The sequence below is a fragment of the Methylomagnum sp. genome, from assembly GCF_054333355.1.
Map to the genome: position 1 here is coordinate 1 of NZ_JBTEKS010000303.1, position 5,378 is coordinate 5,378.

The 5,378-nt window shown below is 57.7% G+C and carries 7 protein-coding genes; 4 read left to right on the forward strand and 3 right to left on the reverse strand.

The window, feature by feature from the left end; genetic code table 11:
* The 4 genes from ACXWUF_RS17790 to ACXWUF_RS17805 form a co-directional block, all read left to right on the forward strand.
* Positions 1–274, forward strand: a 274-nt coding sequence (locus ACXWUF_RS17790; RefSeq protein WP_458495957.1) for a hypothetical protein, incomplete at its 5' end; no start/stop codon positions are given.
* Positions 271–621 carry a hypothetical protein gene (locus ACXWUF_RS17795; protein WP_458495958.1) on the forward strand — a complete coding sequence of 117 codons (351 nt, stop codon included), beginning with the start codon at positions 271–273 and terminating at the stop codon, positions 619–621. The genes ACXWUF_RS17790 and ACXWUF_RS17795, both read left to right, overlap by 4 nt.
* Positions 618–1,463 (forward strand): peptide chain release factor N(5)-glutamine methyltransferase, encoded by an 846-nt coding sequence (prmC, locus tag ACXWUF_RS17800; RefSeq protein WP_458495959.1) that lies wholly within the window; start codon positions 618–620, stop codon positions 1,461–1,463. Before ACXWUF_RS17795 ends, prmC begins: the two co-directional genes overlap by 4 nt.
* 30 nt (positions 1,464–1,493) lie before the next feature.
* Complete coding sequence (locus tag ACXWUF_RS17805) at positions 1,494–1,916, forward strand: Mov34/MPN/PAD-1 family protein (RefSeq protein WP_458495960.1); 423 nt, start codon at positions 1,494–1,496, stop codon at positions 1,914–1,916.
* Between the two features lie 215 nt (positions 1,917–2,131).
* Here ACXWUF_RS17805 and ACXWUF_RS17810 read toward each other — a convergent pair whose 3' ends face one another.
* The 3 genes from ACXWUF_RS17810 to ACXWUF_RS17820 form a co-directional block, all read right to left on the reverse strand.
* Complete coding sequence (locus ACXWUF_RS17810) at positions 2,132–3,853, reverse strand: SulP family inorganic anion transporter (RefSeq protein ID WP_458495961.1); 1,722 nt, start codon at positions 3,851–3,853, stop codon at positions 2,132–2,134.
* Between the two features lie 209 nt (positions 3,854–4,062).
* Positions 4,063–4,443, reverse strand: a complete 381-nt coding sequence (locus ACXWUF_RS17815; protein WP_458495962.1) for a hypothetical protein — start codon at positions 4,441–4,443, stop codon at positions 4,063–4,065.
* 39 nt (positions 4,444–4,482) lie between these two features.
* The gene (locus ACXWUF_RS17820; RefSeq protein WP_458495963.1) at positions 4,483–4,659 is read right to left on the reverse strand and encodes a hypothetical protein; all 177 of its coding nucleotides are present in this window, start codon (positions 4,657–4,659) and stop codon (positions 4,483–4,485) included.
* Positions 4,660–5,378: the final 719 nt, after the last annotated feature.

Below are 5,378 nucleotides of genomic sequence, written 5' to 3' on the forward strand. Positions count from 1 at the left end.
GCCGGAAACGCCTCTTCTCGCGTGCCGCTCAAAGGGGCTTATTCCGGCCTACCTCCTGTTCAACGATTCGTTGCGTTCACCTGCGGAATTGGACGAGCGTTTCGACCGCGTATTGAGCGACCCTAGCGCCGACATTCACCGGCGTGGCGAACACCGATTCATCATCTTGTCGAAACTGGAAGGACGATTAGCCATTGTAGATGACATAGGTCATCGTATTTCGGTGTACCAATTCACCGAAGCTGAACTTGAACTGTATAAAGAACCCTTATGACAGATGAGCGATTTGATGATCCGCTAGCCAGCTACCGTCGGGAGGCCAGGTTTGCTTTGGACGATGGGGAAGGGCCGATTCTGCGGGAAGCACGGGAAAATTTGTCGTCCGTTGATCTATCGCCTGAGATCACCCACGAACTTCACGAACTAGATACCGACGCGGTGGACAGCATCGTCCAGTTTGAAGCCATCGCCAATTACCTGATTACCGACAACCCTGCTCAGCCCATCACCAAATGGTGGTGGCATCTCGGTAAGCTCCGCTCGGGCAGCTATCCCGCCGAGTTGCTGCCGGAACACCTACGCGCCGTGTACCGCGACGCCATCGCTCACCAAGCGGCATGACGCAGACCATCGCCCAAGCCCTCCAATCCGCCCTTGCCAGCCTGTCCGCGCTTAGCGACACCCCGCGCCTCGACGCCGAAGTCCTGCTCATGGCCGTGCTGGACCGGGACCGCAGCTATCTACGTGCCTGGCCGGAGCGCCCGCTCAATCCCGAACAGGCACAGCGGTTCCAGGCATTGATTGAACAGCGGGCGGCGGGCGTGCCGGTCGCCTACCTCGTCGGCGAGCGGGAGTTCTGGTCGCGGAGCTTCATCGTCCGGACCGGCGTGCTGATTCCCCGCCCGGATACGGAATTGCTCATCGAACTAGCCCTGAATTTCATCCCGGCCCATCAGCCCGCCGACATCCTCGACCTTGGCACTGGCACCGGCATCATCGCCGTCATCCTCGCCGCCGAACGCCCGCTGGCTCAAGTCGTCGCCACTGACCTCAGCCCCGAAGCCTTGGGCATAGCCCGCGACAATGCCGCCCGCCATGGCGTGCAGAACATCCACTTTGCACTCGGCGACTGGTTTGCCGCTGTGCCGGAGGACGGGCGCTTCGACCTCATCGTCAGCAACCCGCCCTATATCGCGGAGCTAGACCCGCATCTTGCGCAAGGCGATTTACGCTTCGAGCCGCCGTTGGCCCTGACATCCGGCCCGGATGGATTGGACGCACTGACCGCCATCGCCGACACGGCCCGCCACCGTCTGAAACCGGGCGGCTGGCTGCTGCTAGAACACGGCTACGATCAGGCCGATAATCTGGCGGCGCTGTTGGCCGGGTACGGCTACGGCGAGATCGCCCATCACCTCGACTTGCAAGGCCACCGCCGCGCCACCACCGCCCGCTGGCGCTGAATCATCAACCGCTGCTCAATGGACCGCCTCATGCCTAGCGAAACCATCGCCCTGCCCCGCCATCTGGTCAACCAATTGCTGCATTACGCCCAGTCCTCGCCGGAGGTGGAAGTATGCGGGCTGGTCGGCGCCAAAGATGGGCTTCCCGCCACCTGCCACCCGGTGAAGAACGTCGCCGAGCCGCCGCACATCCGCTTTTCCCTGGACCCGGAAGGACGCATCGGCGCCCTGCGCCGGATGGCCGAACGGGGCGAAACGATGTGCGCCATCTTCCATTCCCACCCCGTCGCCCCCGCCGAACCCTCGGCCACGGACTTGGAACTCGCGGCCTACCCGGACGCGCTGTATCTCATTATTTCGCTGAACACCAAGGGCGTGCTGGAACTGCGCGGCTTCCGCATTGACGCGGAACGGCGGGTGGGCGAGGTGGAGCTATTGCTGGAGCAGGGCTAATAGAATAGGGCTTACGCATTTGGCCCCTTCTACCTCTGGGAGAAGGCTGGGATGAGGGGATCAAAAAGGAAAAATCCTTATTTTTCAATCCCCTCGCCCTAACCCCCTCCCAGAGGGCGAGGGAACAAATCGCGTTTCTGCGCAAGTCCTATAGAAAATAAAAAGGCGTCGCGCCCTCAGGCGCGACGCCCAGCGAAACTATTTATCGGCAGGGTTTAGGCGAGGGTTTTGGCCTTGGAACCGTTGGCGCCGCTGTTCCGCCGCCTCGCCCGGGGATCATCGGGCGAGGCGCTCCCCGCGTCTTTCCGCCGCCGCGCCGCCAGCGGATGATCGGAATAGGGCTCGTGCTGCTCCAAGCCGTGGATTTCGCAGCGCCCGCCCCGGTCGTTGTAATCGTGGCGGTAGTGGTCGATGAACTCCATCACGGTGTGGTCCACCAAATAGGCTTCGGATAGGTCGAAAATGACCGTCTTGCCGTCCGGCAATTCCGACACGTCACTCTTCAAACCGATGAAGTTGGAGAAAATCGCCGAGCCACTCACCCGGATGTGGTAAGTGTTGGTATCGGCTTGCTCAACCTCGTAGGAAATCTTCAGCAGATTCCGAATGTCCACGCCCTGAATGACGTGAATCAGCAGCTTGGCGAAAATGCCGATCAACACCCCCTCCAACAAATCGGTGGCCAGCACCCCGACGATGGTGACGCAGAACAGGAATAGCTGCTCCTTGCCAATATCCATGGTCTTGGCGAACTCCTTAGGCGAGGCCAACCGGAAGCCGGTGTAGACCAGCAGCGCAGCCAGCGAGGCCAAGGGAATCTCATGGATCAAGTGGGGGAAGAACACTACGAACAACGCCAAGAACGAGCCATGGAAGAAATTGGACCAGCCAGTCTTGGCGCCGTCGTTGACATTGGCGGAGGAACGGACAATCTCGGCAATCATCGGCAGGCCACCGACCGAGCTAGCCAGCAGGTTGCCCACGCCCATGGCGGTGAGGTCGCGGTTCAGGTTGGAATAGCGCTTGTAGGGATCGAGCTTGTCCACGGCGGTGGCGCTCAACAGGGATTCCAAGCTACCCACCAAGCAGATGGAAATCACCGCGCCCCAGAACGCCGGCGTCGCGATCTTGCCGAAATCAGGGAAATAAAAGCTGGCCATTACGTTTTGCGGAATCGCCACCAAGAACTTCGGCCCCACGGTGTACTCGTGGTGGGGCAGGAATTCCTGATGGGGCAAAAACATATAGACGTGTTCATGATCCAGGTCGAAATAGCGCTCCAAAGCCATGCCCACCGCCACCACGATCAAGGGTGCCGGGATCATCCTCAAATAGGGATTCCTGACAAAGGCCCAGGCGATCATGATGACCAGCCCCACGAATCCGATGAACGCCACTTCCGGGTTCAATTCCACAACGCTATGGGGAATTTCCAGAATCGTGTCGATGATTTCCTTGGCTTCCGGCCTCACGCCCAGCAGGGTGTGAATCTGCTTCGCCATGATGATGATGCCGATGGCGGCCAACATGCCATGCACCACCGACGCGGGGAAATAGGCGTTGAGCTTGCCCGCCTTGAACAGGCCCATCAGGATTTGTAGCACGCTCGCCACGGCGATGGCAGCGAGGGTGTAGTGATAGCCCGCGATGGCGTCGCCCTGGCCCAAGGACTGCACGGCAGACAAAATCACCACGATGAGTCCCGCCGCCGGGCCGTTGATGGTGACGTGGGAGCCGCTCAGCCGGGACACCACCACGCCGCCAATCACGGCGGAAATGATGCCGGCCATGGGCGGAAACCCCGAGGCCATGGCGATGCCGAGGCACAACGGCAAAGCGATGAGAAATACCAGGAAACCGGAGGTCAGGTCGGACCTCCAGTTTTCCACGAGTCCGGGCAACCCGGTTTTGGGTAAGGTGCGGGATGGTGAGTTCATAAGGGATGCAGGAAGCCATTAAATTCCTGCAAAGATGCGATGAGCGTGCCACCTCGCAAACTTTTACAGCCGTTGATTCTTAACGACTTTCTATAAACCCGCCCATTAAAACGACGCCCGGCCCCGGTGTAAAAAAACCAGCCATGGTGCTAATAAACCGCCGGTCGAAAACCGGGTGGACCTATCTCCACCCGGTTTTCATGATTCCCTTATCCTTCGCCGGGAAATAATCCCACCGAGCCGGGCTTGAGCCGCTTGCAGGCCACCACCACATCCTCCATGTGGCATTTGTATTTCGCCTCGCCCGAATTACTGCCGCATTCATCACAAACCAGTTTGCCGTGGTTTTTCTGCTCGGAGACATGCCAGCCGTAACCCTGGGTTTCGCAAAACCGTTTCGCGAATTTATCGACGTTATACGTGTCGGACGCCTTATGTTCGGCCTCTGATTTAGCGGCGCATTTTTGTGGGGGCAAGGTATTGCCCATTAAATCGCGGTAGATGTAGTCCGCCGAAACCGCCGCGCCGGAAAAAACCGCCAGCGCGACAGAGAGGCAAAAGGATTGAAGATACCAGGCCGCTTTATTCATAATGGTTCCTCCTAATGATGGCCACAGCAAGCCCTGCAATTAATTCAAAACCCGGATGTTCATCTGGGCCGCTTCTTCTGTCTGCTGCTGGCGGATGGGGTCGTATTTATCGTTCTCGCTTAGCTTGACCATGACGATAACCAGCACGGCAGCCATGGCCGCACCAGCCACATAAAGCCAGAAATAATCTTTGTTCGGCTGAACATTAGCGCTCATTGGATACCTCCTCTGATTTTGATTAATCGCGGCAATAGGCGGCTCAAGGCACAGCTTATCAATGCCGCTGATTTGAAGCGGACGTGATTAACAACGAAATACATTAAAAAGATCATTCAGCCATGATTAACCCATGACACGGGTTATTTCATGGCCGAATGAAAGGCGCTCAATAACGTCGTTTCGCGTCGAAACTATAGACCCGGATAACTGGCCCTGTCAATCAGGGCAAGGGGATTTTTTGGCGTTATTTTCAAGATGGGAAGAAAGGCGCGAATGGTTCCGGCCTCTCCCGCGCACTGATTGAGCGCGGAAAATCGGGGGGCTGGGAAAGAAGATCGAAGGGAACTGGCAAAGCCGCTGATTGAGCGGGATTGTCCTTGATCGAGGCGGATCAAGCGGCGCTGAAAGCAAGCCTTGCGTGGCCCGGCAAGGCTTGATGGGAGACAGGTGTGAAAGAACCCAAAAGCCGTTTTGTAAGGTGGGTTAGGCGTACATTCGCAGGACCATGCGCGGTGTTGGGCTTACCATACCGACGAGGATATTAGATTTCTCGTGGTGTGCGCCTGCCTCACTCTACATTGAAAATATTCGACTTAGTGCGGCAGGAAGCATATCTATTAGAGATGTTCCCAAGGTGCTATAAGTATACTGTTCATAATTGTTACTTCAAAGTCCACAGGGTAAAATCAAGCCCAAGTCCCTACGATCCTTTCTTA

Excerpts from the sequence above, each read along its gene's own strand:
- ACXWUF_RS17805 (WP_458495960.1), top strand. The coding sequence starts at position 1,494 with ATGCCTAGCGAAACCATCGCCCTGCCCCGCCATCTGGTCAACCAATTG.
- ACXWUF_RS17795 (WP_458495958.1), top strand. The coding sequence starts at position 271 with ATGACAGATGAGCGATTTGATGATCCGCTAGCCAGCTACCGTCGGGAG.
- prmC (WP_458495959.1), top strand. The coding sequence starts at position 618 with ATGACGCAGACCATCGCCCAAGCCCTCCAATCCGCCCTTGCCAGCCTG.
- ACXWUF_RS17810 (WP_458495961.1), bottom strand. The coding sequence starts at position 3,853 with ATGAACTCACCATCCCGCACCTTACCCAAAACCGGGTTGCCCGGACTC.
- ACXWUF_RS17815 (WP_458495962.1), bottom strand. The coding sequence starts at position 4,443 with ATGAATAAAGCGGCCTGGTATCTTCAATCCTTTTGCCTCTCTGTCGCG.
- ACXWUF_RS17820 (WP_458495963.1), bottom strand. The coding sequence starts at position 4,659 with ATGAGCGCTAATGTTCAGCCGAACAAAGATTATTTCTGGCTTTATGTG.